The sequence below is a fragment of the Erwinia psychrophila genome (assembly GCF_039023475.1).
Classification (GTDB): domain Bacteria; phylum Pseudomonadota; class Gammaproteobacteria; order Enterobacterales; family Enterobacteriaceae; genus Erwinia.
Map to the genome: position 1 here is coordinate 63,334 of NZ_JBCHVB010000007.1, position 20,974 is coordinate 84,307.

A 20,974-nucleotide genomic window follows, 5' to 3' on the forward strand; every position below is an offset into this window, starting at 1 on the left:
TGTTAATCAAGCTTTCCACTGAAACGATATCCGCGTTTTGTGCTTCGGACCTATTCCCCGGCGATATATGTGATAATGGCCTGTATCCTGTCACCTGACAGTGTGGCATTTGTAAGCTGTCCAACCCCAGCAAAAAACCTTGCAGTTTTACCTGATGAACTCACAACCCCCCTGTTCAGGGATAGCTCTGAACTTAACGCGATCAAGATGCCCCCAACAACAGATGAGCTGGAGGCGGAGGTGAAAGGAAGCCCGCTAACCTGGGCAAGGCCTGCACCTGATGTGCTGGGATAAGTTATATCTAAAATGCAGGTGACCACATCCCCGTTTCGGGTATATGTCTGGCTTCCGTTTAGCGTTAATGGAAGGGAGTCAACTGATGAATCAACTGGCGTCCATGTTCCCTGAGCATCATACCGCCTCGCAACACCTGCACTATTCCCGGAATCAAACAGATTTTTAAATTTCCGCCAGCCAGTACGAAGGCCGGTTTCCTGGTTAATTATTTCTGCTAATGCTGAGTTGCTTGCCCCTGCCGCTGGATCACAAATTCCGGCGAGCGTGGCCACACTGAAATTCAGAGTACATTCTATCTTGTGGTTGCCGAACTGAGCGCCGCTCACTCCTTTAAAAATGTAGTCAAGGTTGGCCTGGCATTCGATATCGGAAGTTATATCAGAAACGTGCTCAGCATTGGACGGTGAACCAAACCCGACTGGAGTATGGTCAATAATAGAGACCGCTGAGGAGGTATAAAGTCTCGCTTTATATACCCTCACCCCAAACATAGAGCCGCGGAAAAATGAACCGATTGAGTTATATGACAGGTCATTAGCAACAAAAATACCGTTTACTACTAGACCGCCCCCCCTGTCTGAGCAAATTATCCCTCCAGCCGTTGCCGAACCGAATCCGCTAACAGCTCCGCAGTTGTGCGCCACCACATCCGATGCAAATATGCTCATGGTGGTGGGGTTATTGGTTTCAGGATTATTGTATTGCGCGTACAGCATGAAAGGGATGTTAACGTTTTCGAATTTCGGAGATATCAATTGAATCCATGCGCTGACCTTAGAGCCATTAGGTGCACCCTGCGCCGCAAATCCTATCGATGAGTTTCTGATGACTGGATTTTTTACGATGATATCTTTTGCAATATTCCCTTCGAAATGAAACCCCTTACCACCACCGTTTTCAGATGTGTAAACGCAGTTTTCCATTATCGGGCTGTCTATAACTAAACGCTGAACACCTATGCCGCTAAATGCATTCTCCCCCACAAGAGAAGAGCAGTTCAATTGGGGCCTGATCAAAGATATGTCGGTGACATTTGCAGTATTTAAATCTTTGTCATACCCGCAAAATAGAAACCCACCTACGGCCACCATAGGATTTGATGGCTTATACGTATTGTGGGTTAGTACGAATTTTGCATTGTATGAAAACTCAATGGCAAGATTAGACACTCCAATACAAATGCAGTTATCAAACTCATAGACACCATCTGGCACGTATAATGTTTTGCCAGACGCTGCACATACTGCCATCGCCGTGTGAATGTTCTCGCGGTTTTCTGTTGCGCTGGCACCATCCATGCCGACATATTTCAGCCCCAGATCGAGAGCGCTGATCCGCTCTGCATTAACATCATGCTGAGTGCGCGGAAGGGAACCGGAAACAGGCTGCTTTACGCCTATCAGCGCGTCGCCATCTCCGTCCTCGGTACTGCTTAATCGCCGATCCAGTCGGGCTGGGTCATAATTCAGCACGTTGGGAAAGTAGTGCTCCAGTGACCCATAGGCATCATATACAGCCATGGCGTGGCCGGAAACGGTCACTAGCTTAACGATTTGCCCGCCATATACCGGAAAACCTGCCGCATTGATAATGATGGGCTGAGCAATTGGTACATTACCTCCATCCTCATTTTCAATATAAACCTGAATCTGGTTGGCCGGAATGGTTGGGTCTTTATCGATTACTCCAATAAAGATACGACCATTTGCGAGCGCCTTAAACGATCGCGAAGCAGTAAAGAGCTGTGAAGGCATTGAAACGACAACGTTTGCAGTAATATCTGCCATTATTTTCTCCGTGCAAAAAAATGCCCGCGCAGTGGCGGGCTATGTTTGTGTTTTCCGCGTATTACTGTGAAGCGTTTTCCCTTGCGCCCTGCAATACAGGCAGAGAAATATCATTTACCCGCTGTAGCTGCTGCTCAAACTGCGTTGATCCGGCTGGCGTACCGCTGAGGCGGATTATGGCATTCCTGACTGGCTTACTTTCATAGAGACGCGTCAGTGCGCCGTAACTCAGTGCTGCAGCTGTTCCAGCCCCTCCGGTGCCAATGACGTCGCCCGCCACAGCTGCCGGAGCCGCAAGCTGGAAAAGCTCCTGTCCGTTAGCATTGAGCACTCCGGCTGTTGAAGCCCGTCGCGTTGCTTCCAGATAGTTAGTCAGGCCGTTCAGATACTGCCTGTCGGCACCTTTAAACAAAATTCCGGTCTGAGACGACATGCGGTTAATCTCATTCAGGAATTTATCCGGGCTGCCGCCGGCTTTCTCGTATGCCTTCCCAATCACGGCTGCTCGTGCGGCGTTGCGACCGCGCTGATCTAGGGATGAATACAGTTGCCTCACTTCGCTGGGCTTATTGCTGAACAGCAGGTTATTAGCCACCTCGGGTGTGAGGTCGCCTTTTTGGAGTATGGTTTTCAGCCGGGTGTTGTTAATGGTTTGAGCCTCATTAGCATACGCAGCATTGGCCTGTCGGTAGCGCCGGGCAGTTTCCTCGCCGAGGTTATCCTTAACTGCACTGTCAAGATCATTGGTCAAGGATGAGTAAACGCGATTTACTGATGCCTGAGACTGACTTGGCCACACAACCCGCTCACCTTTGACGTCCTGCCGGAACTGAGTTCGAAGGTCTCGCAGTAAGCCATAATCTGCGCCGCCTGCGAGTTCAGTGCGATAGGCTTCAAGCTTGCTTATCGTCTGTCTGTCAGCCGCCCCTCCCAGCCGGGACAGCCTGTTTATTTCGCTATCGATGGTTGCTATAGCATTAGTAGGTGTGATCGGGCCTGCCGGTTCCATGGCGGAGTTTATTTGCTGCAGTCGCTGCCCTGCCGCATTTTTCACGCGGCTATTAGTACGCTGTAAACTCTGGACGATTTCCTCTGGTGCCGGCGCTGAAAATCTCTCTGAATACTGCTGAACAAGTGCGCTGCGCGCTTCCTGCTGTGCACGTCGAGGTGAGCCGGTGCCCGTCAATGGAATTTTCTCGCCCGCCGCCTGCGCAGACTTACCTACAAACGAGCCCGGCTGAACGACATCACTTGTCATCAAGGGTACGTCATTCTGTTCAGCAAACCGGGACAACTCCGCACCACCTGCCCCAGGAGTGCCACGCAGGCCGCGATAGACAGCGCCAGCCCCCGCAGTTAACCCCCTCACAGCTCCGCTTGTCGCTGCGCCAGCTGCCAGATCTGTTGCCAGATCCTGCGGACTTGAGTTAGTGCCACTATTACTTGCCAGAGCGCCCACGGCATTTTCCGCAACCAATCCGGCCGCACGCGCACCTAATCCAGTAGCCGCCCTACCCGCCGCCGCTGCGGGGTTTGCGAAATACGGAATGGCCTCTGCGGCTACCTGCCCCGCCGTGGTTTTAGGCTGCCAGCTCTCAGGTAATTCAAGGCGTGGCGCGGGATTATAAGTTCCATCGCCCAGCCCTAATTTCTCGCCCGCCCACGTCCCGGCACTGGTTAAAGCGTCTGCCACTGTCGGAACAATATTGCCGATGTTCACTCCGGCCTGAGCGGCGGCCCTACCAGCCTCAGCGACACCCATTGCCGCCTGGTTCAGAAAACCTTCATCACCCGCTGAGTCGGCCTGTGCCGGTAAAGGATAAGCTGAATAAAACGCCTGACGAGCCTGCTCTGCCTGACTGCCAGCCTGTGGAGCCACAACCTCACTGAAATACTGCTGTTGTGCTGCTGCCTGCTGTTCCGGAGGGAGCGCCTGATATTGTGGCGAGGCGATTACCTCGCGCCACGGCTTAGCCATTAATCACCCCATAAATTAGAGAAGCTACCGCCAGCTGCCGTCGTGGGTTGCTGGGCTGGAGTCACGTTCGTGGACTGGCTGGGCGCTTGACTGCTGACGCCGCCGGTTATGTCCCTCTCGTTGGTCTTCATAAAGCGCTTGGCTGCCTGGTTGAATGACTCCCCTTTCTGGATATCCATGCCGAGGATGCTCGTCTCTTTCCGGGACTGGCCGGGGTTACCATTTGCGCTTAGCCATTCGGCTTTGAAATCGTTAAACGCCGCCGCTCTTTTCTCTGTACGTGACATAGCATCAAGCCAGCGGGCAACAACTTCAGGGTTGTCGAATTTGCTTGGGGCGCCCTGCCTTGCAATTTCAATATCGCGATCGGTTGCAGGGCCGGGCGGCAGGAACTTCAGAACCTGAGAGTTAATGAGCGCATTCTGTCGGATCCGCAAATCACGCAGCGTTGAATCTGAGCCCGTAAGCTCCGACATGCGGGTTTGCAGGTTTCCGAATATGCCTGCCGTTGGTTTCTGCGTCCGGAACTGTTCTGCCAGCGCACCCATTGAGGTAGCGCTATTTCGGCTTGAGGTGGCGTCGGTCATGGCCTGATCAATACTTTTTTCCATGTTCACCGATAACTTTGGCGCGCCTTCTATCAGCTGCTGCGCCTTCTGCTGGGCTACCTGCATATCAAGGCCGAACTTATCCTTATCCAGTGCAAGGCGCTGTGAAGCGATATTGTGACCGGTCATTGATGAAGAGTAAGACATATCCTGACCGCGCCGCGTAGTGGCCGCCGATACATCCTGCCCACGCACCTGAATGGCCTCGCCAGCCTGGTTGCTACGGATCGCCTCCTGAAGACGTCCGGCGTCAATCTGTCTTCCCTGCTGCTTATCAACCGTGTCGAAGTAGTCCTTTCCACCCAATGAAGACATTCCGAGGGTGTCAACAAACTGCTGCGCCTGCTGCGGATCGCTAACCCCCATCTGCAAAACAGTATTCGGGTCAGCGCCAACGCGATTCAGGCTGCTGGCATTTTCGTTCACAAACTTACTGAACGCCTGCGGGCCCTGGGAAAGAGATACGCGCATCCCGGCGGCAAGGTTGCCAATGTCAGCTCGCTGCTGCTCATCCAGGTGGGATACAGCCTGCTGAGCCTGCTGTACAAATGCTGGGTTGCTCACCGAAAACTGGCGCAGCTTGTCAGTATTACCCGTCGCCCATGCCTCTGCATGCGCCTGATTGAAAGCTTTTTGCGCATCCTGTTGAGCTGACTGCTGATATGCCTGAGCAATACCACCAATCCCTTGCAGCGCCTGAAGTCCAATATTGTTCGCTCCACTGCGCTCAATGTCGTTATTGTTGCGAATAAGGGCCAGAGCGCCGTTAGCATCATTTACCTGCGGGGCATTGGCATTCATTCCGCCGACCCCCGCCAGCAGGCCGCCAGAGTTTCCCTGCTGCCATGTAGCCATAAGCCCTCCTTAAAAAAGTGAACCAAGAATGCCGAGCCCGCCGCCAATAGCAGCGCCCCACGGGCCACCCAGAGACATTCCCGTGCTTGCGCCGCCCATTCCGCCCGAGATGGCACTGGAAAAACCGGATGGCTGATTTGAGTTAGCTGCTGCCAGGTTGGCCTGTTGCTGATAGAGGGCCCCGGCGTTATTGGCATAGGTCTGCCCGGCGTTAGCCTGGCCCTGCAAAGCACCCAGCCCAATATTCGCCAGGTTCTGTGAGTTTTGCATTTGACCGGAAAGCCAGTTCTGACCCAGAGTCGGAGCGATTGTTGCCAACTGATTGCTGGTCGCTGTTGAACCCAGTCCGCCCGTAGCCTCTGCACCTGCCAGTGACTGATAGCGAGCCTGATTAGCCAGCTGCTTGTACTGGTCAGATCCGTAATAGCTATTGAGTGCTGAATTCTGGCCCTCGAGCGAAGACAGCCCCTGAAGTTGAGACACGTACTGCTGTGCAAGGGGGGTGAATGGGGCCAGGTTATTCATGACCGTCTGCCACTGCTGCTTCTGTAGCTCAGTTGATTTATTCATTGCATCGGCCTGAGCGCCAGCGCCATTATCACCGCCCTTTCCGCCCCCACCCTCTGGATATAAGGGCTCCTCTCTGCGCAGTTTCCTGCCCAGCTTCATTGCATAAAACATGGTTATCTCCCGCGATTCAGGAATTCAGTTAAATCCTGCCGGGTGGCAGAGTAGAAAGTGACGTCATCAACGCCTTTGAAGTATTTCCGAATGGTTCCCACACGCTGAAGGCCGATCATCGCGCAATACATCTGGCCGTGACGAAATTTGCGGGCGGCAAACGAGGTAACGCATTGCACATTGGTGGTTGAAAGGAGCAAGCGCCAGAAGGCCAGGCCAATTTCTTTACTGAATCCACGTATCTCAGGCAAATACATCGCGTGGCAGTCAAAGCTCATTGGCTGGATTTCTTGGTAATAAACGATGCCGCCAAATTCACCATGCACACTGACCTCGAAATAGAGGCATTCAGGCCGGTAATCGTAACCATCGCCGTTATTGCTTCCAGCTATGATTTCTGGGTGATTTCCAACGCCCTCAATCAGGTCGATGTTTCTCGTGGGCTTGAAAGTAATCATCAGTTAATCAACCCGTGCGCCCGTAACGCATCCTCAAGTGCTTTAACGCGCTGCCTCGTTGCTCTCAGGTCATTAGCTATGGCCTGAACTTGTGACTGCGTATAGGTGGCCGAAACGGAGTAGGATGTGTCTGCATTGAAGCCACCTTTATTTGCCGCTCCGGTAGCGGCGGTGAAGCCTGTTTGCCGGGCACCAACCACTTTCGTCCCATTAACTGAAAGAGATGTCTGGATATTAATAGCAGATGAGAGAGACTGACTTTCGCTGGCGCTTTTGGATACATAGTCCCCTTGCAGGGATGTAATAACTCCTTCCGCCGATGACAGCCTTACTTCCTGTGAAGATATGGCGCCTTCTGCAGATTCAAGCCTGGTATTCAGCGCTCCTATTTCTTCACCGTTGGCGATTATCCTTATCTCGTGATCGTCAACTTCTAACCTCAGGGAAACAATTCGGCCTTCATGATCATCAAGGATTAAATCCTGCTCCTGGTTCCTGATGGTCGCCTGATATGCAAGGTCATTCGCGTTATTGGATGCATCCGCAATGTTCTGCATGTCAGTTGTCTGCTGAATCACATAGAGCTTGTATGCCAGCGTGAAGCCTGGCGGAAGGATGGTTGTGTCAATCCTGTTTGATTGCACTATGACTTTTTGTGGTTCAGCCATCATTCAATCCTTATCTGGCAGCCAGAAAGCGTGACAGGCGCAGAGGTAATTACCCGCAACTTGAAACCGATGTTTTTCCTGATGCGCCCAATGCGTCGCCAGAGCACCCTTCGATCGTAAGCAAACGGCTCGTCGCGACTTACCATCTGCTCCCGTCCATAGTTAATTCCATCTGCGGTGGCAGAGATAAATAGCCGGTCAGCCACCTGAACCAACCCCGACGAGGATTCAATCTCAAAATCGAACACGCGGGCGTTATCGGCTTTAAACATTGGCGTGTACAGTAGGTGCTCCTGCTCTTCGCCATATTGTGCCGATGAGGACATGGTGAGGGTACCGGTCGCCGGTGACGACTTATCGCCACAGGTTATGGCACTCCCTTCGTAAATCAGGTCAATACCCCGCCAGGCATTATCAGCCAGGCCTGTTTTCAATATCGACCACTGCGGACCGGACTGAGAAACGGAGCCATCATAGACAAGGACGTGACGCACCAGGTGTATCAGCAGCAGTTCATGAGCCTCAAACCGGGTTGTCTCCATTACTCCGGCGGCCAATTCATCCGCTGTATAGCTCTGGAGTATCCGCTCAACTGATGCAGTAGCAATGGGTGTGGCCTGACCGGAGTTAATGAGGTAGACCGATGGCGCACCGGTTGCAGGGTGACTGATGATTGCATGAGAATCTGCAAATTTGGTCTTGCAGTACGTCCCAGCGATACCCTTTTGAACCATCATTGACGGTTGGGCCGTGTAAAGCGCAGCCCCTACAGCAGTGGATGCCCCCGTGAGTGAGAAATACTCAATGGTGGTGGCACCGAAGCAGATAACGAAGTCTCGCCAGTTATCAATGCCAACAATGCCATCCGGCTGGCTCTCAGCGCGATACTGTGCGCTGTAACGGTCGGGTTTGGACTCATCCTCCAAATCGCTTACGAAGAAAGAATCCGTTCCGTCCTTGCTCCACACATATCTAGATCGGTTTCTGCACAGGTCCCTGAGCCTTCCCAGATCGTACTGAATGTATCCGGTGGATTGGTCCCAGTTAGACAGAGATTTAGTAGTGTTGTCATAGCGGAACAGCATCATTGTGCCGTTTGCGCCCACAGCCTGGCTGTTGTAACTGCATGCCATGCTGACTCGTTTGTTGCCAGAGACTGATCCTATAACCTCTTCACCACGATAAAGCTTTTCGCCACATACGCGATATACCACGCTCTGATTCGAATTGAACATACCCCCTCGTGACGGGCCATCCACTTCCAATTTCTTAGCAATACCGGGGAATGAACGCAGGTATCCATTTGCCCCAAGGACTTCCTTTGGTGTCGCCAGCATGTTTACGGGCAGCAGGTCCACGTAGTCAGTATTTCGGAAATCCTTACCCGTTCCCTTCATCAGGGGTAGTTGCTGAATCGGCATCAGGTATTTCTCCGGGGTAAAAATGAATTTCGTTCAGTGTGACAGCGCGATTACCGCTACCGATTGGCATGCGTGATGGATATGGCGACCGCCGGGCCCGGCCAATCGCGGATGATTTATAAAGCAGTTCTTTGCCATGTCGCGCAGCGAAAACCACTTTAGCCGCGGGCTCTACGGTGTAATCAGGTGCAATACGGACAGCCAGGTTATGCATCACCGCACTGATGGAGCTCGTTCGCATGCCATGCGCATCACCATCAGAAGGCGGAGTATCGAGATCTGAAAACGTGTAACCCGTCAGGATGCCTTTCCCGTCCTGATACCATTCGGCCATCATCATCTCAAGGTCTTCCACTGCATCCTGCACTGACTGCGGCTCTACGTCAGTCAGTGTTGCGTCCGATGCTACGCCCAGCTTTCGCAACGCAGCCCGGACAATGTCACCCTTCGTTGTCAGATTCATCGCTTACCTCTTCTTGAGGTTCTTCCGCCGCCTCTGCGCTGGTTTTGCGCGTACGCTTGATCTTTGCGGTTTCTACTGGCTTTGCATCAACCTCATCTGGGTGCTTGCACCAGCCATCCGCAAGATATGACGCAATATCACTCTCACTCACAACCGTGGTTTTATACTGCTTTCCCCAGACGCGAGTGCCTTTCCCTTCTCTGTAGAGCATTACGCCCATAGTTACCTCCTGCAAAGGTGGGGCCGAAGCCCCAGCCTTATTAGCCTTCGATAGCGGTCGCTACGTCCTGATTAGCCAGGCCAACGCCGATTGCCTCAGGGCGAACAGCTGTTGCTGCATACCACAGAGCAATACGGCACTTGCCGCCCAGAATGTCGATATCACCCTGGAAGGCGATAACGCCATTGAGGCCAGTACCCGGCACACTGAAGCTTTGTGACTTCATGCCCGCAAAGAGATCGTGGTTTAGTGGGATCGGCTGTGACAGCAGGCGGATAGAGTCATCAGCCCAGAACACGTTGGTTGGTGCGGTATCGGTGTTCAGCACGCTGATAGCGGCACCGTCTGCCAGTGAGGTGTTCACGTTTGCATACGCACGTTGCTCAGCGGTCAGGGCTGTGTCATCCAGCGCAACCGGCTTAGGCGTGATTGTCAGGCTGTCACCGTTCACCGCAACCACTGAGAACGTGGCATCCTGTACCAGTACGTTTTTAGCCATCTGAGACAGGAATTTGACGCCCGCAAAGCTGATTTTATCACCGCGTTTGAAGCCAGCACCTGCACTGACCGTCACGGTAGCAAAGCGGTTATCGACGTTTTCACGGTTGCCATCGTTATCTAGTCTCCATGCCTCGGGCTTGAACTTCTGAGCGCCGGCGACAGTGACTCCAGTGACAGAGGAACCAACCAGAGTTGGAAGCTTCGGAGAGCGCAGGACATCATTGAATCCCGCGACCTGCTTCTGAATAACGCCCTTGGAGTAGGCATCATCCTGAATGCGGCCGTAGAAGTCCTTACCAGCCAGATCACGGCCGGCGCCGCGGTAGTCGTTGGCGTTGAAGAAGAATGACAGGCCAGCATCACGATTAAGCTCGCGAGCGAACATCAGGGATTCCGCTTCTGAGATGAAATCCCAGCCGGTATTGGCGTTGCCGATCGGACCGGTACTGGTGACTACCAGAGAGCCCATTTCAGCGGCCTGGCGGGCGATTTCCATTTCAACGTTGTTAGCCAGCTTTTTGGCTGACGCCTGAATGCGGCGGCGGTAAGAGGTTTCATCACGAACGTCATCGGCACGCAGCGCGAAGAAGTCGTTATCCGGCTCATTCATGTTGACCTTGACTGACAGCTCAAGGATATCTGTTTCCTTGTCAGTCAGGTCCCAACCGCGCTGGGTTGGTGCCTCCTGCTCCAGCGGCATCCATACGGTGTTGCCTGAGCGCTGCATAGATGCGCCTGGCGGAGTGTATTTATCAACACGCTCAGCCATAGGGGTGAGGTTCTGAATTGTTTCGATCACTTCGTCTACTGCGTAGGTGACCAACTGACCTTCTGAAAGTGCCATTATTTGATTCCTTGAATTTGTGCTTTAAGTTTGCGGTAGGTTTCCGTGTCGCCTTTGGCGGCCGCCGCTTCCATCTTCTTCTGCAATGAAGCGATGTTCGCCGCTACAACACTGCCCTGCACCGGTTCATCTACCGGCGGGGCTGCTGACACGGATTTGCCGCGAGGCTTGAGAGTTAAACGGTCTGAGAGGCGGGTTAATTCGATAATTACCTGCTGCTCATTCATTGACATCAGCTGTCGGACTTTCTCCGGGTTGCTACCCAGGTGGTAAATCATCGGTGCCGACTTCTCAGGGAAGAGGTTCATAATGGCAACATCCACACCGGCCGGAACCAGTTCGCGGAAAGCGTCCTCTTTGTCCTGATAGTCAGGCAGGTTGAGTTTTTCAGCGGCGTCATAGTGTTTGCGAGCCGCCTCGACATGCTGAGTTGATTGTCGGGTATAGTCCTGAGTCTTCCGGCCCTGCTCCGCCACAGCGTTGCTACGGGCATCCATAGCCTTCATCTGCCATTCGGTATTGGCAGAATTAAAAGCCGCCAGTGCGCGATTGGTGTCGTAATCAAACTTGGCGAGAGCCTCATCTGACAGATACTCATTCACGTCTGGCTGTTTTGGAAGCTCAGGGCTTACCCTGAGGTTTTCCGGAAGCTCACCACGCTGCACCGCTTCCATCTGCTGCTCCAGTTCACGCTGGCGCTTACGCGCAATGCGACGGGCTGCATGCTTGGCATTGGTTTCGTGATCTTGCTTCTGGGTTGTCTCATCGTCGTTCAGGACTACATCGAAGCCCTCATCCCGTCCTTCGGTGTCGGTGGCATTACCGTCAACCTGGCTTTCAACTGATGCCGCAGTCTGATCGCCGGGCAGGGTTGGTTCTTCAGCAGTCTGAATTTCGGTGGTATCGCTCATGTTGTTTAGCTCTCTCACATGGTTCGAGGAATCTCGCCGGGATTGGCGGTAGGGATTTTTTGTTGTTGCTGATTAGCAACCTCGTGCAGCAGTTTGATCGCCTCCATCACAGCCTTTTCGTCGATATTTCTGGCCTGAGCCAGCTTATAGACGGTGTTGGCTTGTGATTCCTGCGCATCCTGCTGAGCGGTGAATGCTTTGATCTGCGTCTGTGCGGTTTCGTTGCGGGCCCGTTCTGCCTCAGCCTGTGCAGCGATAATCTGCGCCTGCGCAATGAGAGCGTTAGGGTCTTGCTGATTCTGCTGCTGTTGCTGCGCTTGCTGTAGCCACTCCTGCTCCTCTGGTGTCTCAGGCTTCTTCAGGCCCATGGTGACAAGCTGACGATTTGCGTACTCGCGCATCATCTCTACGCCCTTGCCGTCGAGCAGCGTGAAGTACTGCAGAAGGAGCATCTGATACTCAGGAGTTCCTGGCTGCACCTTAGACAGCAGATCCAGAATCTCACTGCGGTTTTGCTGCTTCTGAGACTGGAATGACGGCCCGGTATCGGTATAGGTCTCATAGCGACCGCGAATGTCATTGAGAGTTACAGCCTCGCCAGATTGGAAGTCGATAACCTGCGTCATCAACTCCACGTCTTTTTCGCTGCCGTCTTCCAGTGTCATTGAAATGGTGCGTGGAACGTCATAGATATCGTTAACCATCGCTGCGTAGATTTCCCCGTCGCGCCTCATGGCGGTGGCAAGGTTATCCATGAACACGAAGGTTTCGAGATCGGATCGCATGTTCAGCTGATTGACGGTATCGAAAGCTACCTGACCGCCAGCCGCAGCCGCATCCACACCAACATCAGCCACCTCTTTAATGGCCGCTGTCGCCGCTTCAAGCATGTAGGCGTTGGCCTGCGGCACCTCTGGGTTCTCATAGTAACCAAGAGGCTGTACCGGCAAATCACCGTTGTTTTCATCGGTTCGGTTGATCAGGTAGTACGGATAGTCGTCATTACCGTTATACATGTGCTCATAACCGGCAATCTGCTCAGGGAAGAAGAACGGTTTCTTTTTCGGTGTCCGGGCAACGATATCCGCATTGAACGACATAATCATATTGCGCAGGCGCTGGCCGTCCTTGGTGAGGCGAACGACGCCCTCATAGACTTCTTTATCGCCAACAAATGACCACTCACCGAACACCGGCACGATCGGGATATGCTCGCCAGCTATCAGCTCGCGATTCTTGAGGATGCCAGACTGAGTAAGGAGAGTTTTATAAACACGGCGGCGCTTAACCTTGCGCTCACCAATTTTCTCCATGCCTTTATCAGCCAGATCGTCGATAACGTCAGCGATGTCACGTTTGAAGTAACTTGCAGGTTCGCCGGTCAGCGGGTCGCGGTAGATGAATACCAGCTCTTTCTTTTCCTCAACCTCATAGTACTCAGCGATGTAATAAATATCGTTGGTCGCCCAGGGGAATATCCAGTTGGAAGATGGCGACTGAAAGTCAGGTAGGTTTTCGCTATCCACGCCGCACTCTTCGGCGAATGCCTCCCATCCATCCTTACTGAGCGCACTGATGATTGTGCAGTGCTTGGCGTCGCTCTTGTCCATCTGCTTAGCATTGGCATCCCACACGACGTGAGAACATGCCTCATGGATAGGGACGCGGCGGATCACCTGGTTGTTACTGGTAGGTTGCTGGTCTTCGTAGTCAGTTACCAGCCGCCATGCACCCACGCCCGCTTCTATCTGCTCACGAACCGCCACGTTTACGGAGATTTTTGCGGTATTGTGGCGCATATCGGTGCGGTACATGCCCATCAGGATATCTGCTGAATTGGGGTCGGAGCCATCCTTTGGTTTGAACATCACATCAACAGGGTTCTGGCGCATCTCTGCAACCAGTTTCCGCACTACCGGGCGAACCACATCGAACTGCCCGCGATACTGCAACGTGGTGTATTCAGATAGCCAGTCATCCCACTGGCTGACTCGGCTAAAAAAGAGGTCGTTAACTGCCTCTGTTCTGGCCTCATCGCTTGCCGCCCAGTCCCTGTCAAACCGACTGAGAATGGTCTGCAATTTTTCATCTTTGTCGGCCATTATCTACTCCGGGGAATTGGGCGAATGGGCGCCGGTAATTTTTTCTCTTTAACCACACCTATATCCCCGTATCGCTTGGCAAAGCGTCGCATCATGTAGGCGTAGCGCGTGGCATCAAGTAAGTCGTCACGCGTCTTAACAATGCGACCGCGATCGTCACGGTGATAAAAGTTGAATTCTTCGAACCAGTCACGCAGGCCGGCGAACACTTTAAAGCGCCCCGTGCTCATGAGGTCGTGCAGCTCGAACAAACCAGCCTCTACTGAGCGGGAACCATCAGGCCACTGAGCGCAGTCAGGAAGCATCTGGAATCCGGCGTCAGAGTAGTAGGACTTCTGCTGAAGGCCGCTACCCTTCTCCGTCTGTAAGCCATCCTGAGGCCATGCCGTAGGAACTTTGTTAGCCCATGCCTTAGTAGCCCCCCACGCTTCAGCAGGTGAGGTTTTACTGGCCTTCCATGCCTTGGTGACGTAGTAGGTGTCGGAATCCATATCGATCGCCAGTTGGATGCGACTCTGAGGGTGATCCCAACCAAAGTCCATGCCGTCGATTACCATGTAATGCTTCGGTATCGGGAATGGCTCGATGGTGATGTTGTCTTCACTGAAGTCGAATATGCGTCCCTGGCCAAGCATCGGAATGCCTTTTGTTCGCATATCGCGCTGATGAGGCGGATATGACTCCAGCAGGCTTTTCTTTGTCTCTTCGGTTAGGTGCGGCGCGTCATCCCAGCCCACGTTCATGCAGGACTGAGATTCAGCAGGGTCGTCTAAGAGCTTGATAACCAGTTCGGTGCGCCCGTTCTCTGGCGTAAAGGTCAGAATGCCGCGTCCGCCCCGGCCTTTGTCGCCAGTCGCAGTTCGTGTCAGCACCTGTGGGTAAATCGTCTGATCTTCTGGCTCCTCATCGATATGAAACCAGTCGATGTCATCACCCATCAGTGCATGTTGCCCCTGAGTGTATGACCAGAACTGAATTTTGCTCAGGTCTCCGCTGCTGTGGCGGATGTAGGCAGAGCGCACAGCGTTGGGCGTACCGGTCATCGGTTCCGTTGACACAATCCTGTCAGGGGGGACCAGTCCGCCGGTAAACTCTCCATTAACCTTCCGGCCTATGATGGCTGCCTGAAGCAAGTCGCGGCACTTCTCGCCGGAGTATCCAAGGCACCACATCAACGGAGCGTGATCAAACTTATGCCCTTCCCAACCCTCAGGGTACTCACCCAGCAAGTGGATAGCGTCAATGTAGGTAGCAGTGTCTGTCTTTCCAACGCGGTTTGCAGCGATCAGCGCGCACTGGCGGTACTCTGCCGTCTGAGCGATGAACTTGCGTTGCCATGGGTAGCGAGTGTCGAAATAGGTTCTGTAGCGGTTAACAACTGCGCGACGGGACTTCTCTTCCAGCAGGCGAACTAACTCAAGCTTCTCCTCGCGGTTCAGATTGTGCATTAACAAGCCTCGCGAGTTTTGCGTTTAGTTCTTCGTCTGAAAGGGTTTCGATGCTGCCTGAGTGCTCCACTTTGTCAGTGAACAGCTTCAGGTGCTTGCCAAGCAGCTCGTAGCCTCTGAGCGCCGCGGAAGAGTCATAGCGGAACACTGCCGCAACCTCTCCATCCTCTGTTTCGCACATCATCGGCTCGCCATTCGGGTATGTGACTCTCTCACCCTGCTCGCACCGACGGATGTTTTTAATAACGCCCTCGATAACGAACTGCGCGCTCAAGCCCACTGCCTCATTGCGCTCTTTCGCCAATTCTTTAATGCGTGCGCGAATATGCGGTTTTCTCAGGTTTTCACTGGCTATCTGTGCTGCTGACTTTTCACTATAACCAGCCCTTACTGCGGACTGAGTGCCATTGAGATCGACAACGTACTCCTGACAGAAGCGCTCTTGTTGTTCGTTGAGTTCAGCCATCAGGTTTCTCTCTTACTGAAACAGCGGGAGAGCGTCTTTCACACCCTGAATCGCTTTGGTTGTGCGGGATACTGCGGTCGGCTCTGCCTGTGCCAGCGTGTACTGGCGTTTGAATAGTTCGAGCTTGAGCGCGTCGTCAGCAATGAAGTTGATAGCGTCCTGTGCCGCTGCAGTGTCGTTCTGTACCAGGTGGAGTACTTCAAGACGTAGTTGTTGCTGCTGAGTGAGGTCGGTCTGAATTGTTTCGCCCATTGTGATCTCCTGTTTTCATTATCGAGCACCCCAGGAGGTGCTCTGTAATGACTACGCGATTTCAACCCAATCAGTGGCGAGAATGTCTGTTTGTGAAGCCAGCCAGCCAGGTTGCATTTCACCGGTCGCTGTTTTCATATCAATATGAGGGTTGATGTCAACTACGCCATTAGGTGAAACCTTAAGATCCGCGTAAGGAGATCCTTCGTTAGGTTCAATTGACTTACTCCCAGCAACCAGGATTAGGAACATTCCCTTCCCATTCCATCCTTCGCGTGCGACCTTCTTACCGCTCTTGAGGGATTTAAGTGCTGACCCAAAGTCCATTCTTACAACCAGGTTTTTTTCTGTCATGGTCAGCCCTTATTTCATCAGTGAGTATTCGCTGGAGAACTCTTTTGCCTCCATGTACATCGGCTGGCCGTCGATTGACTCAACGTAGTAGCCTCCCTTCTCCGGCTTGTTGATGCTCATGTACTCATGGGAAACATCGAACTCCGGATAGAACTCATCTACCGGCACGATCACACCAGTACCATCAACAGCCTGCTTTACCTCTTTGATTTTAAGAGCCAGCACCTGTGTTTCTTTGCCCTTGTAGCGAGGCAACTCTCTGCGTTTAAGCGCCATTGTTATTTCCTCGTTCGTTAATCATCATCAGGCGCTCTGGTTAGAAAGCGCCTTGTGATGGTCACTTTGAGATGCCAGGCAGTGCAATCTGCCCTTGCTTCTCGATCCGCTCAATTCTCGCCAGAAGTGATGGCTTTTTCACCCTTCCCCAGCGATTAAGGAGGCGACCAGACATGCTGGCTACGTCCTTCTCTTTCATGTACTCAAGCATCACCGCGTTACGCTCTGCCTCATAGCTTTCACTGTGCTTGCGAAGTTCTGCGGTCATCCAGTTGAAGGCATTGATATACGCTTCTTTAACGCGGGCTGCGGCAGGCCCATTAAAGCCCATTACCACCATCACGAAACCACTGAAGTCGAGGCGGTAATACTTTTGCTTCTTATCAAAAATACCTAACTCATTGATTTTCTCGGAAGCCCAAAAGTGGGCCGTCGAGAATTCAGGTGAGCATTGAAGGTTTTCAATAGCTCTGATGACATGTTGGTGTCTTTTTCCAAATGCTTTTGCGATCTGGAACGTGTCTGTCACTGGCTCACCCTCAGCCGCGGTTACCAACTGACGAAAATCAAAATCAGGAGCAGCCTTTAATTCATTCATCGCGATTACCTTTTAGTGAATAAGCCTCGTTGCCCAGATAACCGCCCACAGAGAAGCCGCCGCTTATAACGGTTATCTCCGAAGCTGATTCCTGAAAGGCTCTGTGTTGTTGACTGCGCCGGGCATGGCGCGGAGGTTTACTGCATAAAAAAGCCCCGCACGATGGCGAGGCTCTTGTGATATGGACTTTTGGTTTAGCGGGACGATTCAATCTGCCTGATTGCAGCCCGGTCGATATTGGCCTGACTGAGCGCACCGTATAACTCAGCGCTTAGCTCTACTGCCTGGCCGAACGTCATGCCTTCCGGCACCGGCGGCACATCAATCGGAGTGGTTAACTCAGCGGGGATCGGCAGGTTTGGCTGCTTTACTGTCCGGTACTCCACCTGCGGCTTTTGCTGCGTCGCGCAACCTGTCAGCAGCATCAGCGGGAACAGGAGCAACAGCGCACTTGTCCGCCGCGAGATAGCGTTTAATTTCACCTTGAAGCTTCCTGTTTTGCTGTGCTGTTAATGCCCGTTGCTCAGTGACCTGAGACATGACGGCATTTTGTTTATTCACTGCCGTAACCAGAGCATCAACGCTGGATGCCAGGCCATCGTTCTTGGAACGCAGATCGTTTATCTGATCGTCTTTACTGTTTGCCAGTTGCTCCAGCCGCTCGTTTGTGGCGGTCAACTGGTCATTACGGGTGTTCAGCCCCCACAGAGCGAGGATGAACAGGCCGACAATGATCAGGCCGGTATTGTTTCGGATAATGCTGATTAACTTGAACACAGAACCCCCTTAGCTTGAGTGAGCCGGGCCTTCCTGTCCTGTATTCCGATAGTTCCGCCATTAATAACGCGGGTGATGCGGTCAACATCATCAGCGTCTGCCCTTTCGTTCAGTCCGTGCGTCTTCCACCATGCAGCTGCCGATTCAGCGGCCATTTTGAAGCCGGTCAGCAAATCAGGCTCAGCCACCACATCAACGCCCAGCGGTTTAACCAGTGCGGCATAGTTTGCCCTGCCGGTAATCTGAATAAGCCCACGCCCGCGATAACGGTAGCCGTCACCTGACGCGATATCACCGTTTCCAATCCGGCTGGCATAAATGATGTTGGCGATCATCCGCTTGTTGGCTGGATGCTCTGAGGTTCTGCCATACATCCTTGCCTGCTCTCTGGACATGCGATGGCCGAACATAGCGATCAGAGCTTCATCGCTATAATTCAGGTTCTCTTCGACATAACGAAACCCGCCTGACTCATGCCCTACCTGAGCAAGGAAATGCGCCTGGCGTAGTGGCGTATTGATGTCGTGCTTTTTCATCGCGTCACATACCGGCTGATGCCATGAATTCCTCAGCACATCATTCACGCCGGTAGCGCGCTGGAACTGGTCAGCTGTCAGCATTTGAACCTCCGTTAACCCCGTCCATACCTACCCGCCTGCGAACAGACGAGAAAAGCGCATCGACGCCGATGTAACCGACGAATGCAGAGAACGGCCAGCACAACTCCGGCGGGAAGGTCCAGCCGAAGATCGCACATATAGCCGTGAGTGTTGGCTGAGCAAAGAAACAAAGGATTCCGCACATCGCGGCGCCGGTCAGGCGGTCACGCCATATGGTTTTTTTGTTCCGCGAGGTGGTCAGGATTGACATAACGAATGCCAGGATTGAGTAGCCGACCTCGTTGCGGTGATTTGCCAGCCAGGCGAGCATTGCCGCCAGGTTATCAGGTCTGTCCGGCATACGTTTCATCTCCCACCTCTCTTTCAGGCGGCTGCGTGTGTTATTGAAAGGGAAAAAAGACGCCCGCTACCACACAGGGAAATCGCATGGATCGAAGTTAATTGGCAGGGGCGAAAACGAAAAAAGGCCGCTCTATGGCGACCTTCTGGAGTTATTTTGACTTGCTGTACAACGGAGAGAACACTCAGCGCCTCTGTGGTGTGCCAGGACACCCGCTAAATATTCTCACCGTTGTGCAGGCATAAAAAAAGCCCCAACCGGTTATAGTCAGGGCTTTCTATCGGTGATGCTTCAGCTCAAGACCGTCTATCGAGCGGAATTATATGCGCTGTTTACTTATTTCCTCACTATCACCGCGCTCAGTTCGCTTTACTTCCCGAGCATAGCTGCATTTAGCCAGGTTTCTTGCCCAAAGTCTTTAGCAATTCGTGCTGTCATGCTGCTAATGCAGAATATTCTTTCTCCATTTCACGTTTAACTGCGTAATACAATTCTCCCTCAAGGATATCCTGCGCCCATTCTATTCTGTTCCGGGCCTCTTTTGGTGTTACTCCGGTGAAGTAAATTAACGACTGCGCGATGTTTTGCGCGCTCTTGCACTTACAGTATCGTAATCTGGCTACAGAGCGGATCGGGTTATCCCGTCCAAACGTCTTCACGATTACCGATTCCATGAAGGCAGCATCATCTGATTCTTTGGCGAGAGCGATGATATTGCCAGCTGATGATTGTGGGACAAGGATATCTCTGGCCTTGCGGAGTAATTCATCCCCTCTGTAGCCTTCGCAGTGAAGCTCTGTGACGACTTTCTCTATCTGTCTGGCCTTCTGCTCACTCCATTCACAGCGCATCATGAGGCGGCCAAGGATGTTTATTTGCCCGCGTTCGTACTCATCGCCGGAAAGGTGCTCGCCCCATACAGTGAGCAGATTTCTAATCCACGCCTGCTGCGACCGGTTGATAGTCTTCCAGCCGGTGCCGAATAGTCTGCGCATGTCAGCGGCGGTCCGTACCCCAGCGAGGCGAACGATTTGCTGATAGTCACGCTCTATTCTCATTTCTGGCTCCCATTAGCTTTGCTGTGTTGTGCAGGATTTTGTAATCCAGCATGAAACTGGCTTTGGTGCGGTACATGCGGAGGTGAAGCCACTTGGTTCTGAGGTAATCGGTCATGCAATCCTCCCGTTAATAGAGCTGACCGCTACTGAAAGTCGATAATAATCCCCAGCGTCAAATACGAAGCCCTTCGCGATATTTGACCAGCCGCGTTTAATGGTGTCTCTTGCAAGGCGATCTGCTTCTGCTTGGGCCTGCCTTCTGTTCATCCGCAAAATGTTAAAGTTGGCGTCAGTTAATGGTCCACTTATGCCATATACCGGCTTGATCATGCCGCCTCCTTTTGCTTAATAATTTCCCGCAGCAAAGCCCTGTATTTCGCACGTAGCGCGTCCAGTTCCTCGCGGGTGTATCGGTGAGGGTTGTTGTCAGATTCGAGCGCCTCGACGCGCTGAAGGCCGATTTTCGCTATGAGGTTGAGCCTGTACGGCCCGATGGCTCCAGAGTGATGCACGTTGCAAGATGAACACTGGCTATGACAGTTGTCTTCGTTAAACCTTAACTGTGATGCCGCCGCAGTTGTCCGGTAATGCCCCGCGTGGTAACTCACCGCCGTCGTGCTGCCGCAACTGATACAGATATCCCCGTCCCGCGCCCTGATGTAATCGTTGAATGCCCGCTGGGTCATGTTCATCCAGTGGCTTAACGGCTTCACATCGGCCTTGCGTTTGCTCCATGCGGCGCGCTGCTCTTTTTCCAGGCGCTTTTGCTTGCGCTCGGATAACTGGTTAGCGAGTTGGATGGCACATTTGGGAGAGCAGACTGTTTGCAGGGTGTTGCGGGGGATAAATTTCTCAGGGCAGCATTTGCATTTACGGGGTTTCGGCGGCTTGATGACTGTTGCCATCTTCATCCTCCATCAGGTGATTCGGATCGAGCATTGAGTAAAATGCTGTTCAGTCTGAGCAGCACCACGTTTCATCATCGCTCAAG

General features: G+C 52.8%; 26 protein-coding genes. All 26 read right to left on the bottom strand.

Features of this window, described 5'->3' with window-relative positions; all coding sequences use genetic code 11:
* Positions 1-50 precede the first annotated feature (50 nt).
* The 26 genes from AAH446_RS16045 to AAH446_RS16160 all read right to left on the bottom strand — a co-directional run bounded on the left by AAH446_RS16045 (position 51) and on the right by AAH446_RS16160 (position 20,888).
* Positions 51-2,084: a phage head-binding domain-containing protein gene (locus tag AAH446_RS16045; RefSeq protein WP_342907680.1), complete on the bottom strand. Its 2,034-nt coding sequence runs from the start codon at positions 2,082-2,084 to the stop codon at positions 51-53.
* Positions 2,085-2,145: 61 nt separating this feature from the next.
* Positions 2,146-4,062, bottom strand: coding sequence for a lytic transglycosylase domain-containing protein (locus AAH446_RS16050; RefSeq protein WP_342907681.1), 1,917 nt, complete (start codon positions 4,060-4,062; stop codon positions 2,146-2,148).
* A complete protein-coding gene (locus AAH446_RS16055; protein ID WP_342907682.1) occupies positions 4,062-5,525 on the bottom strand; it encodes a phage DNA ejection protein in 1,464 nt (487 codons plus the stop codon). Before AAH446_RS16055 ends, AAH446_RS16050 begins: the two co-directional genes overlap by 1 nt.
* A 9-nt stretch (positions 5,526-5,534) precedes the next feature.
* Positions 5,535-6,206 (bottom strand): DNA transfer protein, encoded by a 672-nt coding sequence (locus tag AAH446_RS16060; RefSeq protein WP_342907683.1) that lies wholly within the window; start codon positions 6,204-6,206, stop codon positions 5,535-5,537.
* A gap of 2 nt (positions 6,207-6,208) precedes the next feature.
* On the bottom strand, positions 6,209-6,664 hold the full coding sequence (locus AAH446_RS16065) for a DUF2824 family protein (protein ID WP_342907684.1): 456 nt from the start codon (positions 6,662-6,664) through the stop codon (positions 6,209-6,211).
* Positions 6,664-7,332 carry a phage tail protein gene (locus AAH446_RS16070; RefSeq protein WP_342907826.1) on the bottom strand — a complete coding sequence of 223 codons (669 nt, stop codon included), beginning with the start codon at positions 7,330-7,332 and terminating at the stop codon, positions 6,664-6,666. Before AAH446_RS16070 ends, AAH446_RS16065 begins: the two co-directional genes overlap by 1 nt.
* Positions 7,332-8,753: a packaged DNA stabilization protein gene (locus AAH446_RS16075; protein ID WP_342907685.1), complete on the bottom strand. Its 1,422-nt coding sequence runs from the start codon at positions 8,751-8,753 to the stop codon at positions 7,332-7,334. Before AAH446_RS16075 ends, AAH446_RS16070 begins: the two co-directional genes overlap by 1 nt.
* Positions 8,713-9,216 carry a packaged DNA stabilization gp4 family protein gene (locus tag AAH446_RS16080; protein WP_342907686.1) on the bottom strand — a complete coding sequence of 168 codons (504 nt, stop codon included), beginning with the start codon at positions 9,214-9,216 and terminating at the stop codon, positions 8,713-8,715. Before AAH446_RS16080 ends, AAH446_RS16075 begins: the two co-directional genes overlap by 41 nt.
* A complete protein-coding gene (locus tag AAH446_RS16085) occupies positions 9,194-9,436 on the bottom strand; it encodes a hypothetical protein (RefSeq protein ID WP_342907687.1) in 243 nt (80 codons plus the stop codon). Before AAH446_RS16085 ends, AAH446_RS16080 begins: the two co-directional genes overlap by 23 nt.
* 40 nt (positions 9,437-9,476) lie before the next feature.
* Positions 9,477-10,781: a P22 phage major capsid protein family protein gene (locus AAH446_RS16090; RefSeq protein WP_342907688.1), complete on the bottom strand. Its 1,305-nt coding sequence runs from the start codon at positions 10,779-10,781 to the stop codon at positions 9,477-9,479.
* On the bottom strand, positions 10,781-11,692 hold the full coding sequence (locus AAH446_RS16095) for a scaffolding protein (protein WP_342907689.1): 912 nt from the start codon (positions 11,690-11,692) through the stop codon (positions 10,781-10,783). The genes AAH446_RS16090 and AAH446_RS16095 overlap by 1 nt, the downstream gene beginning before the upstream one ends.
* A gap of 14 nt (positions 11,693-11,706) precedes the next feature.
* Positions 11,707-13,794, bottom strand: a complete 2,088-nt coding sequence (locus AAH446_RS16100; RefSeq protein ID WP_342907690.1) for a portal protein — start codon at positions 13,792-13,794, stop codon at positions 11,707-11,709.
* On the bottom strand, positions 13,794-15,242 hold the full coding sequence (locus AAH446_RS16105) for a phage terminase large subunit family protein (protein WP_342907691.1): 1,449 nt from the start codon (positions 15,240-15,242) through the stop codon (positions 13,794-13,796). Before AAH446_RS16105 ends, AAH446_RS16100 begins: the two co-directional genes overlap by 1 nt.
* Positions 15,211-15,708 carry a terminase small subunit gene (locus AAH446_RS16110; protein WP_342907692.1) on the bottom strand — a complete coding sequence of 166 codons (498 nt, stop codon included), beginning with the start codon at positions 15,706-15,708 and terminating at the stop codon, positions 15,211-15,213. The genes AAH446_RS16105 and AAH446_RS16110 overlap by 32 nt, the downstream gene beginning before the upstream one ends.
* Positions 15,709-15,720: 12 nt before the next feature.
* Positions 15,721-15,960, bottom strand: coding sequence for a DUF2560 family protein (locus tag AAH446_RS16115; protein ID WP_342907693.1), 240 nt, complete (start codon positions 15,958-15,960; stop codon positions 15,721-15,723).
* Between the two features lie 51 nt (positions 15,961-16,011).
* On the bottom strand, positions 16,012-16,314 hold the full coding sequence (locus AAH446_RS16120) for a DUF2829 domain-containing protein (protein ID WP_342907694.1): 303 nt from the start codon (positions 16,312-16,314) through the stop codon (positions 16,012-16,014).
* 9 nt (positions 16,315-16,323) lie between these two features.
* On the bottom strand, positions 16,324-16,590 hold the full coding sequence (locus AAH446_RS16125; RefSeq protein ID WP_342907695.1) for a hypothetical protein: 267 nt from the start codon (positions 16,588-16,590) through the stop codon (positions 16,324-16,326).
* A 61-nt stretch (positions 16,591-16,651) separates the two neighbouring features.
* A complete protein-coding gene (locus AAH446_RS16130) occupies positions 16,652-17,188 on the bottom strand; it encodes a Rha family transcriptional regulator (protein ID WP_342907696.1) in 537 nt (178 codons plus the stop codon).
* Between the two features lie 194 nt (positions 17,189-17,382).
* Positions 17,383-17,613: an Rz1-like lysis system protein LysC gene (gene lysC / locus AAH446_RS19795; RefSeq protein WP_463322827.1), complete on the bottom strand. Its 231-nt coding sequence runs from the start codon at positions 17,611-17,613 to the stop codon at positions 17,383-17,385.
* The gene (locus tag AAH446_RS16135; protein WP_342907697.1) at positions 17,528-17,965 is read right to left on the bottom strand and encodes an Rz lytic protein; all 438 of its coding nucleotides are present in this window, start codon (positions 17,963-17,965) and stop codon (positions 17,528-17,530) included. The genes lysC and AAH446_RS16135 overlap by 86 nt, the downstream gene beginning before the upstream one ends.
* A complete protein-coding gene (locus AAH446_RS16140; RefSeq protein WP_342907698.1) occupies positions 17,953-18,585 on the bottom strand; it encodes a glycoside hydrolase family 19 protein in 633 nt (210 codons plus the stop codon). Before AAH446_RS16140 ends, AAH446_RS16135 begins: the two co-directional genes overlap by 13 nt.
* Positions 18,572-18,934 (bottom strand): phage holin family protein, encoded by a 363-nt coding sequence (locus AAH446_RS16145; RefSeq protein ID WP_342907699.1) that lies wholly within the window; start codon positions 18,932-18,934, stop codon positions 18,572-18,574. Before AAH446_RS16145 ends, AAH446_RS16140 begins: the two co-directional genes overlap by 14 nt.
* Positions 18,935-19,359: 425 nt before the next feature.
* Positions 19,360-19,983, bottom strand: a complete 624-nt coding sequence (locus AAH446_RS16150) for a hypothetical protein (RefSeq protein WP_342907700.1) — start codon at positions 19,981-19,983, stop codon at positions 19,360-19,362.
* Positions 19,967-20,098 carry a YlcG family protein gene (locus AAH446_RS19800; RefSeq protein ID WP_463322828.1) on the bottom strand — a complete coding sequence of 44 codons (132 nt, stop codon included), beginning with the start codon at positions 20,096-20,098 and terminating at the stop codon, positions 19,967-19,969. Before AAH446_RS19800 ends, AAH446_RS16150 begins: the two co-directional genes overlap by 17 nt.
* Entirely contained in the window at positions 20,095-20,313 is a 219-nt protein-coding gene (locus tag AAH446_RS16155) for a hypothetical protein (protein WP_342907701.1), read from the bottom strand. Before AAH446_RS16155 ends, AAH446_RS19800 begins: the two co-directional genes overlap by 4 nt.
* Complete coding sequence (locus AAH446_RS16160) at positions 20,310-20,888, bottom strand: recombination protein NinG (RefSeq protein WP_342907702.1); 579 nt, start codon at positions 20,886-20,888, stop codon at positions 20,310-20,312. The genes AAH446_RS16155 and AAH446_RS16160 overlap by 4 nt, the downstream gene beginning before the upstream one ends.
* Positions 20,889-20,974: the final 86 nt, after the last annotated feature.

Bases quoted from the DNA above. Each gene is read 5' to 3' on its own strand.
- AAH446_RS19800 (WP_463322828.1), bottom strand. From the start codon at position 20,098: ATGACCGATTACCTCAGAACCAAGTGGCTTCACCTCCGCATGTACCGC.
- AAH446_RS16055 (WP_342907682.1), bottom strand. From the start codon at position 5,525: ATGGCTACATGGCAGCAGGGAAACTCTGGCGGCCTGCTGGCGGGGGTC.
- AAH446_RS16085 (WP_342907687.1), bottom strand. From the start codon at position 9,436: ATGGGCGTAATGCTCTACAGAGAAGGGAAAGGCACTCGCGTCTGGGGA.
- AAH446_RS16160 (WP_342907702.1), bottom strand. From the start codon at position 20,888: ATGGCAACAGTCATCAAGCCGCCGAAACCCCGTAAATGCAAATGCTGC.
- AAH446_RS16125 (WP_342907695.1), bottom strand. From the start codon at position 16,590: ATGGCGCTTAAACGCAGAGAGTTGCCTCGCTACAAGGGCAAAGAAACA.
- AAH446_RS16105 (WP_342907691.1), bottom strand. From the start codon at position 15,242: ATGCACAATCTGAACCGCGAGGAGAAGCTTGAGTTAGTTCGCCTGCTG.
- AAH446_RS16065 (WP_342907684.1), bottom strand. From the start codon at position 6,664: ATGATTACTTTCAAGCCCACGAGAAACATCGACCTGATTGAGGGCGTT.
- AAH446_RS16120 (WP_342907694.1), bottom strand. From the start codon at position 16,314: ATGACAGAAAAAAACCTGGTTGTAAGAATGGACTTTGGGTCAGCACTT.
- AAH446_RS16100 (WP_342907690.1), bottom strand. From the start codon at position 13,794: ATGGCCGACAAAGATGAAAAATTGCAGACCATTCTCAGTCGGTTTGAC.
- AAH446_RS16145 (WP_342907699.1), bottom strand. From the start codon at position 18,934: ATGAAACGTATGCCGGACAGACCTGATAACCTGGCGGCAATGCTCGCC.
- AAH446_RS16115 (WP_342907693.1), bottom strand. From the start codon at position 15,960: ATGGGCGAAACAATTCAGACCGACCTCACTCAGCAGCAACAACTACGT.
- AAH446_RS16060 (WP_342907683.1), bottom strand. From the start codon at position 6,206: ATGTTTTATGCAATGAAGCTGGGCAGGAAACTGCGCAGAGAGGAGCCC.
- AAH446_RS16140 (WP_342907698.1), bottom strand. From the start codon at position 18,585: ATGCTGACAGCTGACCAGTTCCAGCGCGCTACCGGCGTGAATGATGTG.
- AAH446_RS16155 (WP_342907701.1), bottom strand. From the start codon at position 20,313: ATGATCAAGCCGGTATATGGCATAAGTGGACCATTAACTGACGCCAAC.
- lysC (WP_463322827.1), bottom strand. From the start codon at position 17,613: ATGCTGCTGACAGGTTGCGCGACGCAGCAAAAGCCGCAGGTGGAGTAC.
- AAH446_RS16150 (WP_342907700.1), bottom strand. From the start codon at position 19,983: ATGAGAATAGAGCGTGACTATCAGCAAATCGTTCGCCTCGCTGGGGTA.
- AAH446_RS16050 (WP_342907681.1), bottom strand. From the start codon at position 4,062: ATGGCTAAGCCGTGGCGCGAGGTAATCGCCTCGCCACAATATCAGGCG.
- AAH446_RS16110 (WP_342907692.1), bottom strand. From the start codon at position 15,708: ATGGCTGAACTCAACGAACAACAAGAGCGCTTCTGTCAGGAGTACGTT.
- AAH446_RS16095 (WP_342907689.1), bottom strand. From the start codon at position 11,692: ATGAGCGATACCACCGAAATTCAGACTGCTGAAGAACCAACCCTGCCC.
- AAH446_RS16130 (WP_342907696.1), bottom strand. From the start codon at position 17,188: ATGAATGAATTAAAGGCTGCTCCTGATTTTGATTTTCGTCAGTTGGTA.
- AAH446_RS16045 (WP_342907680.1), bottom strand. From the start codon at position 2,084: ATGGCAGATATTACTGCAAACGTTGTCGTTTCAATGCCTTCACAGCTC.
- AAH446_RS16090 (WP_342907688.1), bottom strand. From the start codon at position 10,781: ATGGCACTTTCAGAAGGTCAGTTGGTCACCTACGCAGTAGACGAAGTG.
- AAH446_RS16080 (WP_342907686.1), bottom strand. From the start codon at position 9,216: ATGAATCTGACAACGAAGGGTGACATTGTCCGGGCTGCGTTGCGAAAG.
- AAH446_RS16070 (WP_342907826.1), bottom strand. From the start codon at position 7,332: ATGGCTGAACCACAAAAAGTCATAGTGCAATCAAACAGGATTGACACA.
- AAH446_RS16075 (WP_342907685.1), bottom strand. From the start codon at position 8,753: ATGCCGATTCAGCAACTACCCCTGATGAAGGGAACGGGTAAGGATTTC.